This is a genomic window from Gluconobacter kondonii, from assembly GCF_002723995.1.
GTDB lineage: Bacteria > Pseudomonadota > Alphaproteobacteria > Acetobacterales > Acetobacteraceae > Gluconobacter > Gluconobacter kondonii.
The window spans coordinates 21,883-39,036 of record NZ_BEWP01000014.1 but is presented as its reverse complement, the minus strand read 5'-3'; the positions used below and the strand labels follow the sequence as shown (position 1 = coordinate 39,036).

Annotated in this window: 19 protein-coding genes and 1 pseudogene; 10 read left to right on the top strand and 10 right to left on the bottom strand. The window is 56.9% G+C overall.

What is annotated here, in order from left to right; translation table 11 throughout:
* Positions 1 to 117 precede the first annotated feature (117 nt).
* The 4 genes from GKO01_RS12620 (at position 118) to GKO01_RS12605 (ending at position 2,216) form a co-directional block, all read left to right on the top strand.
* On the top strand, positions 118 to 387 hold the full coding sequence (locus GKO01_RS12620; RefSeq protein WP_061487159.1) for a hypothetical protein: 270 nt from the start codon (positions 118 to 120) through the stop codon (positions 385 to 387).
* A gap of 358 nt (positions 388 to 745) precedes the next feature.
* Positions 746 to 1,096: a hypothetical protein gene (locus GKO01_RS16340; RefSeq protein ID WP_244901461.1), complete on the top strand. Its 351-nt coding sequence runs from the start codon at positions 746 to 748 to the stop codon at positions 1,094 to 1,096.
* Entirely contained in the window at positions 1,093 to 1,398 is a 306-nt protein-coding gene (locus tag GKO01_RS12610) for a hypothetical protein (RefSeq protein ID WP_244901460.1), read from the top strand. The genes GKO01_RS16340 and GKO01_RS12610 overlap by 4 nt, the downstream gene beginning before the upstream one ends.
* A 260-nt stretch (positions 1,399 to 1,658) precedes the next feature.
* Positions 1,659 to 2,216, top strand: coding sequence for a phosphate-starvation-inducible PsiE family protein (locus GKO01_RS12605; protein WP_086649765.1), 558 nt, complete (start codon positions 1,659 to 1,661; stop codon positions 2,214 to 2,216).
* A 48-nt stretch (positions 2,217 to 2,264) separates the two neighbouring features.
* On the opposite strand, the gene GKO01_RS12600 is transcribed toward GKO01_RS12605, so the two are convergent.
* From GKO01_RS12600 to GKO01_RS12575, 5 genes and pseudogenes are all read right to left on the bottom strand, one after another.
* Positions 2,265 to 2,606 (bottom strand): hypothetical protein, encoded by a 342-nt coding sequence (locus GKO01_RS12600; protein WP_143412438.1) that lies wholly within the window; start codon positions 2,604 to 2,606, stop codon positions 2,265 to 2,267.
* Between the two features lie 79 nt (positions 2,607 to 2,685).
* Complete coding sequence (locus GKO01_RS12595; RefSeq protein WP_099287331.1) at positions 2,686 to 3,168, bottom strand: Hsp20 family protein; 483 nt, start codon at positions 3,166 to 3,168, stop codon at positions 2,686 to 2,688.
* A gap of 372 nt (positions 3,169 to 3,540) precedes the next feature.
* Complete coding sequence (locus GKO01_RS12585) at positions 3,541 to 3,864, bottom strand: ribbon-helix-helix domain-containing protein (RefSeq protein ID WP_099287330.1); 324 nt, start codon at positions 3,862 to 3,864, stop codon at positions 3,541 to 3,543.
* Between the two features lie 26 nt (positions 3,865 to 3,890).
* A complete protein-coding gene (locus tag GKO01_RS12580) occupies positions 3,891 to 4,472 on the bottom strand; it encodes a DJ-1/PfpI family protein (protein ID WP_058989288.1) in 582 nt (193 codons plus the stop codon).
* Positions 4,473 to 4,514: 42 nt separating this feature from the next.
* Positions 4,515 to 5,210 (bottom strand): annotated as a pseudogene (locus tag GKO01_RS12575) (IS3 family transposase); the annotation flags it as partial.
* A 72-nt stretch (positions 5,211 to 5,282) separates the two neighbouring features.
* Between GKO01_RS12575 and GKO01_RS12570 the strand changes: the two are divergent.
* Entirely contained in the window at positions 5,283 to 6,362 is a 1,080-nt protein-coding gene (locus GKO01_RS12570; RefSeq protein ID WP_099287329.1) for an IS5 family transposase, read from the top strand.
* Positions 6,363 to 6,455: 93 nt separating this feature from the next.
* On the opposite strand, the gene GKO01_RS16490 is transcribed toward GKO01_RS12570, so the two are convergent.
* Positions 6,456 to 6,587, bottom strand: coding sequence for a hypothetical protein (locus tag GKO01_RS16490; protein WP_255376058.1), 132 nt, complete (start codon positions 6,585 to 6,587; stop codon positions 6,456 to 6,458).
* Between GKO01_RS16490 and GKO01_RS12565 the strand changes: the two genes are divergently transcribed.
* From GKO01_RS12565 to GKO01_RS12545, 5 genes are read left to right on the top strand one after another with little or no spacing between them, the layout of a single operon-like run.
* On the top strand, positions 6,586 to 7,935 hold the full coding sequence (locus GKO01_RS12565) for a TolC family protein (RefSeq protein WP_228120916.1): 1,350 nt from the start codon (positions 6,586 to 6,588) through the stop codon (positions 7,933 to 7,935). The genes GKO01_RS16490 and GKO01_RS12565 overlap by 2 nt on opposite strands.
* A gap of 17 nt (positions 7,936 to 7,952) precedes the next feature.
* On the top strand, positions 7,953 to 9,128 hold the full coding sequence (locus GKO01_RS12560) for an efflux RND transporter periplasmic adaptor subunit (protein WP_228120918.1): 1,176 nt from the start codon (positions 7,953 to 7,955) through the stop codon (positions 9,126 to 9,128).
* Between the two features lie 7 nt (positions 9,129 to 9,135).
* Complete coding sequence (locus GKO01_RS12555) at positions 9,136 to 12,213, top strand: efflux RND transporter permease subunit (protein ID WP_099287328.1); 3,078 nt, start codon at positions 9,136 to 9,138, stop codon at positions 12,211 to 12,213.
* On the top strand, positions 12,210 to 12,878 hold the full coding sequence (locus GKO01_RS12550; RefSeq protein WP_062020857.1) for a response regulator transcription factor: 669 nt from the start codon (positions 12,210 to 12,212) through the stop codon (positions 12,876 to 12,878). The genes GKO01_RS12555 and GKO01_RS12550 overlap by 4 nt, the downstream gene beginning before the upstream one ends.
* Positions 12,875 to 14,200: a sensor histidine kinase gene (locus GKO01_RS12545; protein ID WP_062020861.1), complete on the top strand. Its 1,326-nt coding sequence runs from the start codon at positions 12,875 to 12,877 to the stop codon at positions 14,198 to 14,200. Before GKO01_RS12550 ends, GKO01_RS12545 begins: the two co-directional genes overlap by 4 nt.
* A gap of 94 nt (positions 14,201 to 14,294) precedes the next feature.
* Here GKO01_RS12545 and arsH read toward each other — a convergent pair whose 3' ends face one another.
* Genes arsH through GKO01_RS12525 form a run of 4 tightly spaced genes read right to left on the bottom strand, consistent with a single transcriptional unit; the run spans position 14,295 to position 17,086 of the window.
* The gene (arsH, locus tag GKO01_RS12540) at positions 14,295 to 14,993 is read right to left on the bottom strand and encodes an arsenical resistance protein ArsH (RefSeq protein WP_061487227.1); all 699 of its coding nucleotides are present in this window, start codon (positions 14,991 to 14,993) and stop codon (positions 14,295 to 14,297) included.
* Positions 14,994 to 15,018: 25 nt separating this feature from the next.
* Entirely contained in the window at positions 15,019 to 16,314 is a 1,296-nt protein-coding gene (locus GKO01_RS12535; protein WP_099287327.1) for an arsenic transporter, read from the bottom strand.
* Positions 16,314 to 16,736, bottom strand: coding sequence for an arsenate reductase (glutaredoxin) (arsC, locus tag GKO01_RS12530; RefSeq protein ID WP_061487225.1), 423 nt, complete (start codon positions 16,734 to 16,736; stop codon positions 16,314 to 16,316). Before arsC ends, GKO01_RS12535 begins: the two co-directional genes overlap by 1 nt.
* On the bottom strand, positions 16,733 to 17,086 hold the full coding sequence (locus GKO01_RS12525; protein ID WP_003618728.1) for an ArsR/SmtB family transcription factor: 354 nt from the start codon (positions 17,084 to 17,086) through the stop codon (positions 16,733 to 16,735). Before GKO01_RS12525 ends, arsC begins: the two co-directional genes overlap by 4 nt.
* Positions 17,087 to 17,154: the final 68 nt, after the last annotated feature.

Here is a 17,154-nt window from a genome sequence, read left to right as displayed (position 1 = left end):
ATGTTGCTTTAATCGGAGGATGTGGATGTCGACACTGAAAGGACTTTATTCCCGCTATCGCCGCTCCCTGCGCACAGCCGCCCGGAGATGGCGCAACCGACTGGAGGGAAGCGTATCATGGTAACGCGCCCCCTTTTCGGAGACGATCCGCTCGCTCCGCGTGTCCTCTCCGTGCTCCGCCGCCTCGGTCATGACGGACGTGGCGTGACGCTGACGTCTCTGGTGGCCCATACCGGTATACCGGGGATCAGACTTCGCTCCACGCTGGAACGCCTGGTCCAGGCGGGCGCGGTTGCCCCTGCCGGGTGTGATCCCCTGGCTTCTGATCTCGCGTTCCGTCTCCCCATGCGGGCAAGAGCCGTACCGCCAGTTCCGGTCGCGGCGTAAGGCACTGACCGCGCCGGGTAGATCAGAAACGCCTTCTCCGAGCGGAAGCGCCATCTTTTCTGGAACGACCGCACGAATGAGAGGGTGGAGCGGGGCCTTCCATCGGAGGCCCCGCGTCTCTGAAGGTGAAGTCGAAAGCAGAGAGAACAGGGAGATGTCGAGTTTTATCCATTTTCTCAACCTGAAGGCACTTCAGCACTATTGGAATAACCATCCTCCGGTGCCCCGTTCACTTGGGACGAGGGGGCCAGTTTGGTCGCATTCCGCCGGAGAGACCGAGCGAGCGGAACAGACGGCCAAGCAACCTCGGCACCTTCAGCAGAGGGAGAGGCCACATGTCGCTGTCGGTCTCATCCTCATGCTGCTGGTCGGAATGGTCTCGCCGACATCAGCTCATGCGCCGCAGGGTATGCTGTCGTGCGAGACAGAAAAGCAGCCGGTAAACATTCCATCCATGCCACTGGCCCGCGCCATCGAGATATTGAGCCGGCAGACCGGGTGCCCGGTCCTTATCGACCCGATCCTTATGGACGGCAGGACCTCGGCAGCCGTCAAGGGCGCCTATACGCCTCAGGCCGCCCTCCTGCATCTGTTCGGATCCGTGCATATCGACGTCACCGCCACTGTTTCTGGCTTGAGCGTCAGTCCTCTGGATGCGACGGCTCTGACATCGGATGACACGCGGTCCGGCCTGAGGAGTGCACCATGACTCTTCACACGGACAGACCGAACAAAATTATGTCGCTTCCGACCGTTCAGATCAGCACAGAACTGGCGGTCCTGCTTGCCTACTATCTCAGCTATGAGGAAAAAGACCGCGGATACGGCGGCCTCATGCGTCGGGCGGCTGACCACCAGATTTACGAGCGGGTTTCTCGCTGGAGAACCGCGTCAGACCCGGAAGCGACGACCCGACCAACGCCGTGGTCCGAAAACTTCTGCCTGGCGCTGACCGCACGCACATGGCCAAGGCCTTGGGCTGGCCGTTGGGAGACCTCGAAAACCAGCTGACATCGATCTTGCCAAAGGCCGTGCGAGATCATGCCAGAATATTGTCCTGTTGTCTGCCATGCTGGCACCGGATGTAAGCCGGAAGGGCCATTAGCCCTTCCAGAGACTGATTCAATCCGCAGGGGAGTTCGCATCCACATCCGAGGGATCCAAGCGGTTCGACCAGTCCTTTTAACTCTGGATCAGTGGAACTGCTCTAAAAGAAAAACCAGACCCAGGGCGTGGGAACTATAACGCAATTAATAGATGGGAAAACGGCTATGGAAGACCTCTCCATGAAACGTTCCTGGCAGAGCAGGGACTGGTCCCGCTTCATCAAGCTGTTCAGGGGCCTGACATTCTACGAGCGTTTTGAACAGGCGATCATTCTGACCCTGATTGCGCTCATCATGCTGGTCACCGCCATCGCGACGATTCATCTGATCGGCGTGGTATGGCATCTGGTCGTCTATGTCGGAATCGATCCGATCAACCAGACGATCTTCCAGGCGATTTTTGGCGCGATCTTTACTGTTATCATCGCCCTTGAGTTCAAACACTCCCTGCTGGTCGTTCTTGCCCAGCATGAGAACGTCATCCGGGTGCGGACCATCGTCCTGATCGCCCTCCTGGCGATTGCCCGCAAATTCATCCTGCTGGATCTGCATGACGTGACTGCCATGGAACTATTCGCTCTCTCGGCGGCTGTTCTGGCGCTGGGTGTCGTCTACTGGCTGGTCCGCGAGCAGGATGCGCGTGTCGCGCGCGATGCCAGGGAACAGGCGCATCTTGAAGATAATTCTGCGGCCCGCTGTGAGACTGAACGGTCTTCATCCTGAAAAACCGAAGTAAAGGCGGTCTATAACGCCGCCTTTACTTAATCCCCGCTACGTCCCGTGCGATGAGGACGTCTTCTTCCCCGTCTCTGGCCCTGACGGTGCCAGATGATCTGTGTCGATGGGCCTGAATGGCGGAATGGGTTGTCCGGGATAATAGACCGGCCCCTTGTAGTTCTGATCCAACTGGCTTGCGTTCAAGCTGTCGACCAGCATATCACCCGTGCCGTCTTCGTAATGAGTGCGAGCCCCGGTTTTGGGGATTGTGGACGTTCCCTCAGTCGCCCTTGCATCGAACGATGTTGCAGTCGTCCGGACAATATCACCAGCATGTGCGCCCGACTGGCTCAGTAGAGACAAGCCCAGAGCAGCGCACGACAGAGATATTTTCATCCTCTTCATGCTCATGACCCTTCGAGATTCCCCCCCCCCCGGCCGGATGAGTGGCCGGGGGAGAGTTTTCGTCACGCCATCAGGCTGCCTCTTTCCGCGCCTCGATCTGGGGCATGGCTTCCTCCGCACGTGCTGTAGAGGACGTAATCGCGATACGACGCGGCTTCATCGCTTCGGGTATCTCACGTTTCAGAGTAATGGACAGAAGTCCGTTCTCGAAGTGCGCATCGGTGACTTTCATATGCTCGGCCAGATCGAAGCGGCGTTCGAATTCTCTGCCCGCAATACCCCGATGGAGATATTCGGCGGCGCTTTGCGGCTCCTGTACCTTTCGTCCTGTCACGACAAGAGTATTGCGCTCCTGTGTGATCGTAAGGTCGGCCTCGGCAAGTCCGGCAACCGCCATGTCGATCCGATAATCATCGTCACCGGTCTTGACGATATCGTAAGGCGGCCAGTTATCGACCGTCGGAATCCGGCTGGCGAGATCAAGGGCATTGAGCATTCTGTCAAAGCCCACGCTCGAACGGAACAGGGGAGCAAAATCAACGGTGGCTCTCATAGCCATATCCTCCTTTGAGCAACATGGACACAAGATCAAAACTGATAGTTCTGTCTGCCGACCCCTTCGGCGGCCGGCAGATTCAATCTGGGCACTCCGTGCATGGTGTCAAGAGGTATCAAAAATGCAGAAAGGCAGGTTTGGGCGTCCTCTATCGTTCGCGTGTTTAGAGTGGACCAGAACAATGCCTGATAGCATAGGATGGAAGTTGCTGGCCGCGACCATGCTGAGTGCCGCTCCGGCGGAGGCCTGGTCGTGGCGCTCCCATGACGTATCTGTCCCATAAGGCTTCCTTCCACTCTCGTGAAAATACCACACCATCAAACCACGGGACTAAACAACTAGGTCGCTTTTTGATTCAGACAGTAAGGTTTAACCGACCCTTTGCAGCGGAACGGGCTGAACAGCCACAGATCCCGGAACGCTTTGGATCTGACGCTCCTGGTCCAGATAGCGCAGGCAACTGACCCGCAGAAAAGACGCCATATTGGGCAGCTCACCCCGAAGCTCCAGAATTTCATCCGAAAGCTTCGTGATGAGTTGGTTGACGGTCATGCCATCGGCTGCGGCAATTTCCGTCAAGACATCCCAGAACATGTTCTCCAGCCGGATCGTGGTGACGACACCATGGATCCGCAGGGACCGTGTCCGGCTTTCGTAAAAGATCGGGTCGGCGCGGACGTAGAGTTCACACATGGCGGGTCTTTCCCTGCGGATAACAATCAGGCTTCGATCTTCGTGCCCAGAACCTTAAGGAACTGGCCGATCCAGGCCGGGTGTGCTGGCCATGCTGGTGCTGTCACCAGCTTACCGTCCGTCACAGCCCCATCAATCGCAATCGCCTGATAGTCTGCGCCTGCAAGGATCATTTCAGCACGACAGGCGGGATAGGCAGAAACCTTGCGACCGGAAATGACATTGGCAGCAGCGAGAAGCTGCGGGCCATGGCAGACGGCAGCAATCGGCTTGTCAGCCGTCACAAAGGCCCGGATCAAGTCCAGCACGCTTTCATCGGTGCTGAGCTGTTCAGGCGCACGACCGCCCGGAATGACCAGCGCATCGTAATCATCTGCTTTCGTGTCTGCATAGGTGGCGTTGAGCGTGAAGTTGTGGCCACGCTTTTCGGTGTAGGTCTGATGGCCTTCGAAATCGTGGATGGCCGTCGCCACCTGCTCGCCAGCCTTCTTGCCCGGAGACACCACATCCACCTTGTGTCCAACCATCAGCAGCATCTGGAATGGCACCATGATTTCGTAATCTTCAACGAAATCACCTGCGAGCATGAGAATACGTTTACCAGCCATGAGATCATCCTGACGATCGAGGTTCAAAAGACGGACTCCTTCTTACCGTATGCAGAAGGACTGTGGGTAATAGGTGGTAACGACACGCAGTCCAGAGGGCGTCGGCGCGTCATGATACGCCTCATCGGGCGTGCGTCCAGCCAGTGCTGCGTGCGGACGCTGCCCGTTATAATGGGTGACCCATTTCGTGAGCCCCACTCGAAGTTCTGATCCGGTCTCAAAGGCGTGCAGGTAGACGCATTCGTATTTCAGCGACCGCCACAGACGCTCGATGAACACGTTATCCAGCCAGCGCCCACGTCCATCCATGCTGATGCGGATCTGACGCTCTTCCAGGAGCCCGGTAAAACGGGGCGTCGTGAATTGTGAGCCCTGGTCAGTATTGAAAATTTCCGGGGTGCCGTAGCGCATCAGCGCATCTTGTAGCGCCTCGATACAGAACTCCGCGTCCATCGTGTTCGACAGACGCCAGGACAGGACCTTGCGCGTGAACCAGTCCATGATCGCCACGAGATAGAGAAATCCCCGTTTCATGGGGATATATGTGATGTCGGAACACCAGACCTGGTTGGGTCGGTCGATGACCAGATCCCGCAGCAGATACGGATATTTCCGATGCTCCGGATGCGACACTGTCGTGCGCGGCTTCTGGTAGATCGCCCGCAGACCCATAATCGCCATGAGCCGCCGGACCCGCTTGCGCCCCACTTCATGTCCCAGGCGGCGCAGATGGAGGGTTCGAAAAACCTTCTGGATTTGAGGGTTCCTCTGTGATTCCATCTCTCCTGCGTTGATTGGGGATGATGGCAGATGAAGCAGCCTGGTTTCTTTGATGTTGAAGAGCGGCTGGCCCGGTTAAGCGGGCTTGGCGATCAGCTTGAGGCATTTTCCCGGACTGTGGATTTTGAGGTGTTCCGCCCTGATCTGGAGAAGGCTCTGGCCTATTCAGATGGGAGCAAAGGTGGACGACCGCCGTTTGATCCCGTGTTGATGTTCAAGATTCTGGTGATCCAGACGCTGAACAATCTGTCCGACGAGCGAACGGAATATTTGATCAACGACCGGCTGTCCTTCATGCGTTTCCTCGGTCTGGGACTGTCGGACCGGGTACCTGATGCCAAAACGGTCTGGCTGTTCCGTGAGCGTCTGGCCCAGGCGGGAGCTATTGAAAGACTGTTTGACCGGTTTGATGCCACTCTGCGGACCGCCGGTTATCTGCCAAGGTCCGGCCAGATCCTGGATGCGACATTGGTAGCCGCCCCAAAGCAGCGCAATACGAACGCTGAGAAAGCTGACCTCCGGGCAGGGCGTATTCCTGAAGATTGGCAGGACAAACCCGCAAAGCTGTCGCATAAGGACCGTCATGCGCGCTGGACACTGAAGTTTACCAAAGCGAAGCGGCAGGATGACGGGACGATCCCAGCCACGGACCTCGCCATTCCGTTCTTTGGCTACAAGTCCCATGTTTCCATCGACCGGAAGTTCCGGTTCATCCGGAAATGGAAGACAACGGATGCTGCTGCCAGTGATGGTGCCAGACTGCGCGAGGGCCTTCTGGATAAAACCAATACGGCCTCAAGCGTCTGGGCTGATACAGCGTATCGCTCGAAAGCCAATGAGGACTTCATGGACAAGCAGGGCTTTGTCTCGAAGGTTCACAGGAAAAAGCCGCATCTCAAACCTATGCCCCGGCATATCCAGAAATCGAATGCTGGAAAGTCGGTGGTCCGATCTCGTGTCGAGCATGTCTTTGCCGATCAGAAATCGCAAATGGGTCTGTTCGTCCGAACTGTCGGTATCACCCGGGCCACCATGAGGATCGGCCTTGCCAATATCGTCTATAATATGCGCCGCTTCCTTTTCCTCGAAAGATTGAACGCGAGCGCGTAGTCCTCCCACTGGCGATGGACCGTGATCTGCTCAAAACGCAGAGCGAAAGTCACCCCGGAAACCCTCAATCAAAGCGCTAAAAAACTAAAATCATCAGACAAGCGCATCAACAAACAGTTCTTCGATCCCTCCAGGTGCTCCCTCATAACTTGTATTCTTTGCGGTATTCATTTCAGAGCCGTCGTTCAGGGAGCTGTCAGCTTCATCTGGTATGATATCAATCATGTCGCAGTTTCTTTTGCATGATAATACGTACGGGTGGCATTATTTTATGCGGTATCGTGATGGTTATTATATTTATTTGTGTTCTGCATTAAATAAAATAATCCATTATATGGAAACTCCATATATATATTATGTATTGGTTATCTTGCTTTCTTCTGTTCCATTTTCAGTTGCAAAAGCAGGAAGTATCCCATTCTCCCAAGCCGTTGAAGCGGCCTGGGCTGTCGATCCCGATCGGACTGAACTGAATACAAACTATCGCTCAGCAGCAGCACGGGCCGAGGCAGCCGGTTCCTGGTTTGCCGGCGGCCCGACTGTCTCCGGCCAGTATTTCGATGATCATGCCATTGGCAGCAATGAAGGATACACAACCTATCAGGGAGGCGTGTCTGTACCGCTCTGGCTGCCGGGACAAGGTAGCGCAACTGTGGGAGTTGCGAGAGCAGAAGCGCTTACCATCCAGGAACGGCTGCATGTGGCACGAATGGCGGTGGCCATGAGAGTTCTGGATACATCAGCCAACGTCGTTATGGCTCAGCGCCGACTGGCAATCGCACGCATCCAGAAAGACACACTGGAAAAAATCCGGGCCTCTGTAATCCGTGGAAAGCACATCGGAGAGATGACGCTTGCCGATCAGCAGATCATCGCTTCTGAAATCGCGAATGCAGCCAATGAATATTCCCAGTCCGAAGAGCAGGTCGAGACAGCGACCTCAGCGCTTCGTATCTTGCTGGGTCGCCCGACCGTCCCCGATATCCTCTCTTTTGACAATGTGGCGTTAGCGCATGACGGACTCTTCTCTGCCGAAGCTCTCGAAAATAATGACCCTCGCGTCAGAGCCGCCCGTCAGGCCGTGCGTACAGCGGAAGCTGGCGTGCATCTCGCCAAAGCCTCCTTCATGCCGAACCCTGAAGTTGGCGTCGCTGCAATTCACGAAAAACAGTATGGCAGCCCGTGGGACGACCGCGTGGGGGTAACAGTTTCCATCCCGCTTCCCAGCGATGTCCGCAACGTCCCCATGGAAACGGACGCCCGCAACAAGTTGGCTGCGGCTATCAATCAGGAGCAGCAGGCCCGCCGCAATGTCAGGCAGGAACTCGCTCAGGTTTTTTCTCATCTGACGGCCACGAAAGACATGTTCAGAAATTCTGTTCTGTCCGCTGAGAGTATGAACAGTCGCGCAAACGAGATGAATCGATCATGGCAGGTCGGTGAGACATCATTGGTCGAACTGTTACGAGCCAGATCCGCTGCCAGCAGGGCTTTGCAGCTCCGTAATCAGGCAGAAGTTGCCTGGCACGCCGCCATCATACGAACATTGATCGCAGCAGGAGAATTCCAGTGACTATTTCATCTGCCTCCATGAAAGACTGGAAATATTTACTCTGTGTCATGATTATTTTTCGCTTTACTGAGTCGCCTGCACGAGCCGCCGACAGTGCGCCGACTGTCGTAATGGGAGAGGCAGCGCAGAAGAACTCTGCTCTGGTAATCTCGATCGCAAGGAGTGGTACACTCGCAAAAAATCTGGATGCAATGGGAACCGTCACAGCCGAGGCGGGGCATGTCGTCCGTATTCACCCGGCAGGGTCCGGTAAAGTTCTGAATGTTGCTGTGGTACCTGGTCAGCATGTGCACAAAGGAGAGACGCTTCTTACCTATCAGGATCATTCATTACACCTGGTCCGCCTTGAAATGACAAGAGCGCAGGCGGCACTGGCGACAGCGTATGCGGCCTCTCAGAATGCGTCGTCAGCCTACCACCGGGGGTATGAACTGGAAGGCACAACAGTCGCAGCAGGAGAGACCAGGCGTCGCCTGGCCATATTCCAGGCAGCAAAAGACGACGTTATAGCTCGACAGGCTGATGTCGATACGCTGAAGCATCAACTTGAAGAAGAATACAACTCCGTTACGGAATCAGATAAAGCCCAGACCGGTCCGCTGGATGAGACATCGTCAATCATTGCGCCGACCACAGCGGAAGTACAGAGCGTGTTCGTTGGTGTGGCCGACGACATTTCCCCTGCGACGGAACTGATGGGTCTGACAGACATGTCCTCGGTATGGATTGTTTCTGACATCCTGCCTCAGGATGCTGCTCAGGTGATCCAGGGCGGCGAGCAGACCACCGAACTTACATCGGACACAGGGACGACATTACTGAAATCGAAAATAACTTCGGTAGGGAGTATGGCGGATCCGGTCACAGGCCTCGTCCGCGTCATAAGCACGGCCCCCAATCCAGATGGCAGTCTTCATCCAGGCATGTTCCTCAATACCCATCTGCCAACACGCGAAAAGACGGCAGGCATCATTGTGCCGGAGAACGCTGTCACAGAAATCAACGGCGTAAGCACTGTGTTTGTGTCGGTGAGTCCAAACCGGTTTCGAGCACAGGACGTGCATGTTGGTGTTACGGGCAATGGACAGAAAGTCATTACCTCTGGCCTCTCCGCAGGTGAGCGGATCGTAACGCAAGGCGCATTTGCCCTGAAGGCGGTGATGCTGGTGTCAGATATGAATGATGGAGACTAAGAGCGTCATGCGTAGCGTTCTCTCCGCCCTGCAGACCCGACGCTGGCTGGTCCTTGGGGTAATCTGCCTGACGTTCATCGCCGGGTGTATGATCGTGCGTGGCCTTCCCGTGGAAGCCGTGCCCGACATTTCGCCCCGGCAGGTGCTCGTTTCTGTTGTTGCTCCGGGCCTCGCTACGGAAGAAGTCGAACGGCTGATCACCTTTCCGATCGAGGCCAGTATGGCCGGCATCCCGGAGATGACAGATCTCCGGTCGGTCTCCCGTTCAGGAGTCTCGGTCGTTTACATCCAGTTCGCGGATGAGACGGACATCAATCTTGACCGTGCCCGTGTGGAAGAACGGATTCAGCAGGCCAGAGGCACGATATCTGTGCCGGGAGTCAGTGTGAATATCGGGCCACTCGCTACAGGCCTTGGTGAAATCATGCAGTTGCAGATCAAAGGCGACGGTTATTCGCTGATGGATCTGAACCGTCTGATGACATGGACTGTCGCGCCGCAGTTGAAACTGGTTCCAGGCGTCGTGGACGTCAACGTGAACGGCGGTGCCGAACAGACATTTCAGGTCTCTCTCGATCAGGCCCGCCTTATGGCACTGGGTGTGTCAGTTGATGACGTTTTCCGAGCGGTGGATGGCAATAACTCCGCATCAGGAGGTGGATGGATTGAGCATGGTGAAGAACAGCAAATCGTTGTCGGACGCGGCCTGATCGGTTCACTTGACGACTTTGGGTCCATTCCCGTCCGGACCAACACCAACGGTTCCGCCATTTTCCTGCGGGATGTCGGGCACATTTCCATGGGACCGAGAACACGACTGGGGGCCGTCACGCGTGATGGTCAGGGCGAGGTTGTCATTGGCGTCATCATGATGCGCATGGGAGCGAGTTCCGACACCACCTTAGCCGCCATCGAAGAGGCACTTCCCGGTATTCGTCAGTCTCTCCCTAAAGGCGTGACGCTTGAGCCTTATTATGTGCGTTCGACGCTGACAGACAGTACCATCAGGACCGTAAAGGAAAATCTTGTCGTTGGAGCACTCCTGGTCATCAGTGTTCTGATCGTGGTGATCGGTGACTGGCGGGCCTCCCTGGTCATCGCCTCTGTCATCCCGTTTGCGCTCGTCTGCGCCATGGCTGGAATGCGCTGGTTCGGAATTTCCGCCAATCTGCTCAGCCTCGGCGCCATCGACTTCGGCATGATCGTCGACAGTTCGCTCGTCGTGGTTGAAAATCTCATGACCCATCGTGCGCGTGACCGGGCCAGTGGACAGACTACGCCGCTGGCTTCCCTCGCAGTCTCAGCGGCAACCGAAGTCCTCCGTCCCGTAAGTTTCGGCATTCTTGTTATTGTGATGGTCTACCTGCCGATCCTGACATTGCAGGATATCGAGGGAAAAATGTTTCGCCCCATGGCGCAGACGGTCATCATGGCCCTGCTGGCCTCTCTGTTTTACTGTATTGTCGGGATACCGGTGATTGGGGCTTTGGCGATGAGGTCTGCCAACCATCATGACGATACCCGTCTGGTTGCTTTTCTTCGTCGTGGTTATGGTCCCATGCTAAACTGGTGTGAAAACCGACCACGGACCTTGTTTGGCACAACTTTCGCGATTTTTGCTTTTTCTGTCTGGACCGGTCTGCATCTGGGTGGCGAATTCATTCCGTCTCTCGATGAGGGGGCCCTGACGGTAACTACGACACGACTGCCCAGCATTTCGCTGCCCGAGGCCCTGAAGGAGGTTAGCCTTCAGGAGCGTATTCTGCGTCGCTTTCCCGAGGTTACCAGCGTTGTCAGCAATACAGGAACATCAGCCATTCCGACTGATCCGATGGGTGTTAACGAGACAGACAGTTTCATTTTTCTGAAGCCACCATCACAGTGGACCACAGCGCATACACAGGAGGGACTCGTTACGGCAATGAGTCAGGTGCTGGGCACTGAACTGCCTGGAATGGAGCAGTCATGGAGCCAGCCAGTGCAGATGCGGATGGATGACCTCCTGTCCGGTGTCAGGACCCAGATTGCCGTTTCGATCTATGGGGATGATCTCGCTACGCTGGCGCGTCTGGGGGACAGGGTAGCAAGCATCATGAAAACCATTCCCGGTGCGGCCGACGTGGCTCCACAGGGAGATGGTACCGTTTCTTTCATCCATATCGACATTAATCGTCGAAAGGCGGCACGGCTGGGTATTTCCCAGCAGGAACTTCTGAACGTGGTCGAAGCGGTCGGTGGTCATATTGGACGGCCCGTAACAGTTGGTAACGCCCTGATCAGCACGCAGGTCCGTTTCGATCCAGCCCAGGCAGGCACACGTGACCAGATTGCCCGCCTAAGGGTACGCCGTGCCGATGGCCGAGGAGCGGTCCTGCTTTCAGAAATCGCGGAGGTCACGGTACAGGACGGTCCTCCCCGTATCAGCCGGGATAATATCCGCCGTCGTCTGATCGTACAGGCCAATGTTCGTGGACGAGACCTCAGCTCCTTTGTTACCGAAGCACAGAAGGCAGTCAGCAGAAAAATCACCATGCCTCCCGGTTATCGCATCGTGTGGGCGGGTCAGTTCCAGAACCTGAAATCAGCCATGGCACGTCTGGGAGTTGTCGTGCCGATCGCATTGGTATTGATTTTTGCCCTGCTTGTCATTGCGCTGAATTCCGTCTGGCTGGCCGGACTTGTTTTCGTCAATCTGCCAGTTGCCACGACAGGTGGCATCCTGGCCCTCGCTCTGCGTGGCCTGCCATTCAGCGTCTCCGCGGGGATCGGGTTTATTGCGCTGTTTGGTGTGGCGGTTCTGAATGGCGTGGTACTCATCACCGCCATTAATTCGCTGCGCGTGGCGGGCCTGAATGCTGCTCGTGCCGCATATGAAGCCGCGGAAGAACGTTTCCGGCCGGTCATGGCGACAGCTCTGGTCGCCAGTCTTGGTTTCATTCCCATGGCAGTCTCAACCAGTGCCGGCGCCGAAGTTGAACGCCCTCTGGCTACGGTCGTTATTGGTGGTCTGATCTCCTCGACACTCCTTACCCTGCTTGTGCTGCCCTCTCTCTACGCGCGTATCATGAAAAATCGCATTGCATGAAAATCCTGATTATCGAAGACGAACCTGCACTGGGCTCGGCAGTAAGAGACCGTGTGCGCCAGGCCGGACACGTCGTCGACTGGTTCAAGACCCTGACCGATGCCCGTGCAGCCCTGATCGCCTCTTCTTATGATTTCCTGCTTCTGGATCTTGGTCTTCCAGACGGTAATGGTCGGGCCCTGCTGCGGGAAATCCGGCGGGACTGTTCATCTCTGGCCATCCTGATCACGACAGCTCAGGATCAGGTCAGTGACAGGATCGCGGGGCTGTCAGAAGGCGCGGATGATTATATTGTCAAACCTTATGATCTCGACGAACTCGTCGCCCGTATTGACGCTGTTGCCAGACGTTATGCGGCCCTGCCAGACAATGTGGTCATGATTGGTACTATCAGGATCGACCTCGCGCGCCGTCAGCTTGAACGCGATGGACAGACAGTCGATCTGTCTGCGCGTGAATGGGCTATTGTCGAACTTCTTGCGCGCCGGCCTGGAGCAGTCTGCAGTCGTGAGCAGATTGAAGACGCCCTTTATGGTCTCAGTGACGATGTGGAAAGCAACGCCATTGAAGTTTTCGTCAGCAGGATAAGGAAGAAAACCGGACCGGGTCTGATCATGACGGTCAGGGGGAGAGGCTATTGTCTCGCGGAGAACACGTCCCGATGAAGCGCTGGAGTCTGGCGTCCCGTATCGTGTCCGGAACACTGATCATCGTGCTTGGTGCCCTGGTGCTTCTCAGTATTCTTGTTGCGGCCTTTACCCGCTATGAAGTTACGGAGCGTCTTGACAACTCGTTACAGGAAGTGGCCGAGCGTCTGGAGTTTGTCATCAGTGAACTGGACAGAACCGACAGGGCTTCTGCCACCCCAGGTGGTCAGATCGCGCAACTCCCCGGGGTGAACCGGCGAACGTTGGCCTACCAGATCACCACACCGGACGGTCGCCTTGAGGTCAGGTCACAGAATGCGCCGGAGACGCTATTCGTACCACGTCTGAAGTCAGGATTTTACAACATCTCATTATTCAGAGTGTATGTCGTACCATCAGCGTCTGGTCGCCATTACATTCTGGTGGGTGAGCCGACTTTTCACAGAAATGAAGCTGTCAGGCGGGCTATTCTGATTTCAGTTCTGCCAATGGTAATATTTTTCCCGGCGATCTGGATTTTGGTCCGCTGGCGTGTCCGTCGCGCCATGCGTCCTCTGACCAGCCTTCAGCAGGAAATCAGGAGCCGGGGAGGATCGAATCTGGCACCCGTTCCCCCATTGGATCTCCCCGAAGAACTGGTGTCCATTCACTCGGCCGTCAATCTCCTGCTTGAACGTCTGAAAATGGCGCTTTCGACAGAGCGCGCTTTTGCGGCCAACGCGGCCCATGAGTTGCGTAATCCAGTAGGAGCGCTTCTTGCACAGGTTCAGGTTCTCAGGAATTTTCTTGTAGGGTCGGACTATGAAGAGCGTGCAACGATCATCATGCAGCAGGCCCGCAGAATTGGCCGGATGATGGAAAAGCTGCTTCAGCTTTCACGAGCGACATCAGGGATCGCACTCACCGGGAGCATGTTCGATCTGGTGCCTGTCATTCGATTTCTGGCAGAAGAACTTGAGCGGGAAAAAAACCAGACGATTGAATTTTCTGGAGCATCTCATCTCATGATCCGGGGCGATATGGATGCAACAGGTATCCTGTTTCGCAATCTTCTCGAAAACGCCGTTCTTCATGGTTCATCTGTGCAAGCCGTCAGTGTGATCATCACGCAAGATCATAAAGTCCTGATCTGCAATGATTGCGAAACGCTGCCATCTGAAGTTTTGCGGGATATGGAAAAGCCTTTCGTCAGAGGAGAGACCGATGCCGAAGGCAGCGGCCTCGGCATGGCGATTGCGCGACAGATAGCTCAGCAGCTGCATGCAGACATGGTGGTGAGTTCGCCTATACCTGGAACGGACAGAGGCGTCCTGGTGACAGTTCGATTGCAGGTCAGTTAGATCAAAGATTACGTCTGAACGGACCAGGAACTCTGACGCTCTATCCATCAAATCCTGGGACTAAACACATCGAACTGTTCCGCCATTTCCCGGCTCACAGCTTTTCAGGCAGGCAGTGTTCTGATCTGCGCTCGCTGTAGCGATCGACAAGGTAGTCGGCCCGGTCCCGCAATAGCCATGTGAACTTCATCAGTTCCTCCATGACATCCACCATGCGGTCATAGAGGGGAGACGGTTTCATCCGGTCGTCGTCACCGAACTGGGTATAGGCCATCGGCACACTGGACTGGTTGGGGATGGTGAACATCCGCATCCACCGGCCCAGCACCCGAAGGGCATTGACGGAATTGAAGCTCTGCGATCCACCCGAAACCTGCATGACGGCCAGCGTGCGGCCCTGCGTCGGGCGGATCGAGCCTTCGGACAATGGCAGCCAGTCGATCTGGTTCTTGAACACGGCAGTGATGTTGCCGTGCCGTTCGGGGCTACACCAGACCTGGCCTTCCGACCAGATCGAGAGTTCCCGCAGTTCCTGCACTTTCGGATGGGTCGCGGGCACGGAATCCGCTACCGGCAGGTCGGTCGGGTCGAACACCCGTGTCTCGGCGCCGAGGACTTTCAGAATGCGCTCTGCCTCCAGCACCAGCAGGCGACTGAACGAGCGGGGACGCAAAGAGCCATAGAGCAGAAGGATGCGCGGCGGATGATCCACACGCGGTTGCGGTTCCAGCCGCGCGAGATCGACCCGCTCGAGATACTCCGGATGCAAGGCTGGCAGCTCAGGTTCGGTCATATATATATATCGGTCCTGTCGTGTATTACGGGTGACTGATCCGGGGCAGCCATAGGGCCAACGCCGCGAGTGTTGCCAGCAGGACGAGCGGCGTAATCGCCAGTCCGACCTTCATATACTGCCCCCATGTGACCCGATGGTTCTTGGATGCCAGCACATGCAGCCACAGTAGTGTTGCGAGACTACCAATCGGCGTGAATTTCGGCCCGAGGTCGCAGCCGATGACGTTGGCATAGATCATCAGGTCGCGTGTCAGCGGCGTGATGTCACGGGCCTGCTGGATCGCCAGCGCCCCGACCAGCACACTCGGCATGTTGTTCATGATTGACGACAGAACAGCCGCCAGAAAGCCGGTGCCGATCGTGGCGATGAACGGTCCCTGATGGCCAAGCCAGACCAGTGCCGCCGCAAGGTGATCGGTCAGCCCGGCATTGCGCAGCCCGTAGACCACCAGATACATCCCCAGCGAGAAGATCACGATCTGCCACGGCGCGCCCCGGAGCACCCGGCGGATGGGAATGACCCGTCCATATCCGGCGACTGCCAGCAGGATGCCGGCAGCCAGGCAGGCCACGATACAGACCGAAATATGAAATGGCGCGGTCAGGAAATAAGCTGCCAGAATCAGGGCCAGCAGCGGAAAAGCCGCGCGGAACACAAGGTGGTCACGAATAGCCGAGACAGGTGCTGGCAGTTCAGAGACGGGGTAGGTCTGGGGCACCTGCCGCTGGTAATAGAGCCACAGGACGGCAAGTGTCGCGCCAAGGGCAGCCAGATCGACGGGGACCATGATCGCGGCGTAGCGGTCAAAGGGAATGTCGAAAAAATTGGCGCTGACGATGTTCACCAGATTGGAAATCACCAGCGGCAGGCTGGTGGTATCCGCGACAAAGCCGGTCGCGATGATGAAGGCCAGCGCCGCGCCATGGTTCAGACGGAGTTGTGTGAGGATGGCAATGACGATGGGCGTGAGCAGCAGGGCCGCACCGTCATTGGCGAACACGGCCGCGATGGCCGCCCCCAGTAGCACGATGAGGGGAAACAGCGTCCGGCCTCGCCCTTTGCCCCAGCGCACCACATGCAGGGCCGCCCAATGGAAGAACCCGGCCCCATCCAGAAGCAGCGAGATGATGATCAGCGCGACAAAGGTGAAGGTGGCGTCCCAGACGATGTGCCAGACGACAGGAATATCGTGCCAGTGGATGACATCGGTCGCCAGTGCCACGGCGGCACCGGCCATCGCACTCCAGCCGATGCCGAGACCCCGTGGCTGCCAGATGACGAAGACCAGCGTTGCAATGAAAATGGCGAGGGCCAGCATCAGACGATCCGCTTTCCGGCCTCATCCACGATCTTCTCGCCGTCCTCCCTGGCGAATGCGCCGCGCTGTGGGGAGGGAAGAATATCCAGCACCGTTTCGGACGGACGGCAGAGCGCAACACCGAGTGGCGTTGCGGCGATGGGCCGGTTGATCAGGATCGGGTGTGCGATCATGGCGTCGATCAGCGTATCATCGCTCAGGGCCGGGTTGTCGAGGCCGAGTTCGTGAAAGGGCGTGCCCTTTTCCCGCAGGATCGCGCGCACCGGAACCCCCATACGGGCGATCAGATCGACCAGTTCCGCGCGGCTGGGTGGCGTTTTCAGATATTCGATGATCCTGGGCTCCTCGCCGCTATTGCGGATCAGTGCCAGCACGTTGCGCGACGTGCCGCAGGCCGGATTGTGGTAGATGGTGACGGTCATGGGCAGGAGGCCGGGCTCGGGCTGCAGGAAGACAGGTTCGCGATCAGGGGCGCGCAGAGTTCGGGGCTGCCCGCACAGCAGTCCCTGACGAGGAAAAGCATCAGGTCGCGCAGGCGCGGAAGACACGCACGATAGACGATCAGCCGGCTATGGCGCTGCGAGGTCAGCAGGCCAGCGCGCGTCAGGGTGGCGAGATGGGCCGATATGGTGTTCTGCGGGACATCGAGGTGCCGCGCGACGTCCCCGGCGGGCAGCCCGTCCGGTTCGTGGCGCACCAGCAGGCGGAAGATCTCCAGCCGCGTGGACTGGGACAGCGCGTTGAGGGCCGAGAGTGCGGATTCTGTATCCATAAATCGACGATCACGGATATATGGGATGAAGTCAAGACTACCCAGGACATGCCTCGTTCAGAGCTTGG

Excerpts from the sequence above, each read along its gene's own strand:
- GKO01_RS12580 (WP_058989288.1), bottom strand. The coding sequence starts at position 4,472 with ATGGCTGGTAAACGTATTCTCATGCTCGCAGGTGATTTCGTTGAAGAT.
- GKO01_RS12535 (WP_099287327.1), bottom strand. The coding sequence starts at position 16,314 with ATGCTGGCCCTCGCCATTTTCATTGCAACGCTGGTCTTCGTCATCTGG.
- GKO01_RS16340 (WP_244901461.1), top strand. The coding sequence starts at position 746 with ATGCTGCTGGTCGGAATGGTCTCGCCGACATCAGCTCATGCGCCGCAG.
- GKO01_RS12550 (WP_062020857.1), top strand. The coding sequence starts at position 12,210 with ATGAAAATCCTGATTATCGAAGACGAACCTGCACTGGGCTCGGCAGTA.
- GKO01_RS12620 (WP_061487159.1), top strand. The coding sequence starts at position 118 with ATGGTAACGCGCCCCCTTTTCGGAGACGATCCGCTCGCTCCGCGTGTC.
- GKO01_RS12600 (WP_143412438.1), bottom strand. The coding sequence starts at position 2,606 with ATGAAAATATCTCTGTCGTGCGCTGCTCTGGGCTTGTCTCTACTGAGC.
- arsH (WP_061487227.1), bottom strand. The coding sequence starts at position 14,993 with ATGACCGAACCTGAGCTGCCAGCCTTGCATCCGGAGTATCTCGAGCGG.
- GKO01_RS12595 (WP_099287331.1), bottom strand. The coding sequence starts at position 3,168 with ATGAGAGCCACCGTTGATTTTGCTCCCCTGTTCCGTTCGAGCGTGGGC.
- GKO01_RS12525 (WP_003618728.1), bottom strand. The coding sequence starts at position 17,086 with ATGGATACAGAATCCGCACTCTCGGCCCTCAACGCGCTGTCCCAGTCC.
- arsC (WP_061487225.1), bottom strand. The coding sequence starts at position 16,736 with ATGACCGTCACCATCTACCACAATCCGGCCTGCGGCACGTCGCGCAAC.
- GKO01_RS12570 (WP_099287329.1), top strand. The coding sequence starts at position 5,283 with ATGAAGCAGCCTGGTTTCTTTGATGTTGAAGAGCGGCTGGCCCGGTTA.
- GKO01_RS12565 (WP_228120916.1), top strand. The coding sequence starts at position 6,586 with ATGTCGCAGTTTCTTTTGCATGATAATACGTACGGGTGGCATTATTTT.
- GKO01_RS12585 (WP_099287330.1), bottom strand. The coding sequence starts at position 3,864 with ATGTGTGAACTCTACGTCCGCGCCGACCCGATCTTTTACGAAAGCCGG.
- GKO01_RS12560 (WP_228120918.1), top strand. The coding sequence starts at position 7,953 with ATGAAAGACTGGAAATATTTACTCTGTGTCATGATTATTTTTCGCTTT.
- GKO01_RS12545 (WP_062020861.1), top strand. The coding sequence starts at position 12,875 with ATGAAGCGCTGGAGTCTGGCGTCCCGTATCGTGTCCGGAACACTGATC.
- GKO01_RS12605 (WP_086649765.1), top strand. The coding sequence starts at position 1,659 with ATGGAAGACCTCTCCATGAAACGTTCCTGGCAGAGCAGGGACTGGTCC.
- GKO01_RS12555 (WP_099287328.1), top strand. The coding sequence starts at position 9,136 with ATGCGTAGCGTTCTCTCCGCCCTGCAGACCCGACGCTGGCTGGTCCTT.
- GKO01_RS12610 (WP_244901460.1), top strand. The coding sequence starts at position 1,093 with ATGACTCTTCACACGGACAGACCGAACAAAATTATGTCGCTTCCGACC.
- GKO01_RS16490 (WP_255376058.1), bottom strand. The coding sequence starts at position 6,587 with ATGATTGATATCATACCAGATGAAGCTGACAGCTCCCTGAACGACGGC.